Annotated in this window: 1 protein-coding gene and 1 pseudogene; both read left to right on the plus strand. The window is 61.8% G+C overall.

All coding sequences use genetic code 11. From position 1 onward, the window contains the following. Positions 1-1,253 (plus strand): 3'-5' exonuclease (locus Q0341_RS01750; protein ID WP_299510123.1); only part of this gene is annotated, 1,253 nt, incomplete at its 5' end. Continuing rightward, positions 1,250-1,465: pseudogene (locus Q0341_RS01755) on the plus strand (hypothetical protein); the annotation flags it as partial. The gene Q0341_RS01750 and the pseudogene Q0341_RS01755, both read left to right, overlap by 4 nt.

A 1,465-nucleotide genomic window follows, 5' to 3' on the forward strand; every position in this document is an offset into this window, starting at 1 on the left:
CCACCTCCGCCATCTTGCGGGCGGCCAACCACGTCATCGAGCCCAACCCCAAGCTCTACCCCAAAACCCTGTTCTCTGAACTGGGCGAGGGCGAGCCCGTGCGGGTGGTGGACGCGGTGAACGAAGAACACGAGGCCGACCGGGCGGTTGCCCGCATCCAATCCATTCGCAGCGGACATTCGCTTGAATCGAAACACCGCGAGTTCAAGGACTTTGCGATTTTGTACCGGGCCAACCACATGGCCAGGCCGTTTGAGCAGGCCCTGCGCCGCGCCAACATTCCCTACAAGGTCTCAGGCGGGCAGAGCTTTTTTGACAAAGCCGAAATCAAAGACCTGTGCGCCTGGTTTCGCCTGTGGATCAACAACGACGACGACCCGGCCTTTTTGCGCGCCATCACCAGCCCCAAGCGCGGCATTGGCCACCAGACCTTGGGCCAGTTGGGCACTTTTGCCACCCAGTACAAGCTGAGTTTGTTTGAGGCTTTGTTTGCGGGCAGCTTGCCCAGTGCGGTGCCGGCACGGGGCGTGACGGGGCTGCACGAGTTTGGCCGCTACATCAACGACTTAGAGCACCGCGCCCGCCTGACCTTGGGCAAAGACGCGGCCTTGGCGTTTTTGCTGGAATGGCTCAAAGAGATTGGTTACGAGTCGCACCTGTACGACGGCGAAGACAACGAAAAAGTGGCCTCGGCCCGCTGGACCAATGTGCTGGAGTTTTGCGACTGGATGGCTGGGCGCTGCGGCGGCGAGATCGAAGACGCCACCGGAGCCCAAACCAGCGAAATCAAAAATCTGCTGGATGTGGCGCAAACCATCTCGCTGATCTCCACCCTGAGCGAGCGCGAAAAAGACCAAAACGTGGTGACCCTGTCCACCCTGCACGCGTCCAAGGGTTTGGAGTGGCCGCATGTGATGCTGGTGGGTGTGAACGAGGGACTGCTGCCCTTCAAGCTGGGTGACGACAGCACCGAAGGGGCCAGCCAAGAGGGCATTTTGTTGCGCCTGCAAGAAGAGCGCCGCCTGATGTACGTGGGCATCACCCGCGCCCAGCGCAGCTTGGCCGTGAGCTGGACCCGGCGTCGCAAAAAAGGCCGCGAAACCGTGGCCGCCCTGCCCAGCCGTTTCATTGCCGAGATGCGGCTGGACGAGAACACCACCCAAGAAAATCCCCGCGAAAAACTCAAGGCCTTGCGGGCCGAATTTGCCCAACGGGCGGCCAATGCAGCCGCTGCACAGGCGGCACAACCATGATGACCACGAAGCACACCCGTCAACACCCGTGGCGCACGGCCGCGGCCTTGCTGCTGGCATGGAGCTTGGCCGCTTGCAGCACCCCACCGGGGCAAGATGGCTGTCCAACCGACAGCAAACCTGACTCGCTCAACGGATTGTGGACTGTGGAACTGGCAGGCAACAGCCAGCACTGGACGCTGCGCCTTGCACCGCACCCCGAACACATCGGC

Origin of the sequence: uncultured Limnohabitans sp., assembly GCF_937889215.1 — a bacterium.
Lineage (GTDB): Bacteria > Pseudomonadota > Gammaproteobacteria > Burkholderiales > Burkholderiaceae_C > Limnohabitans_A.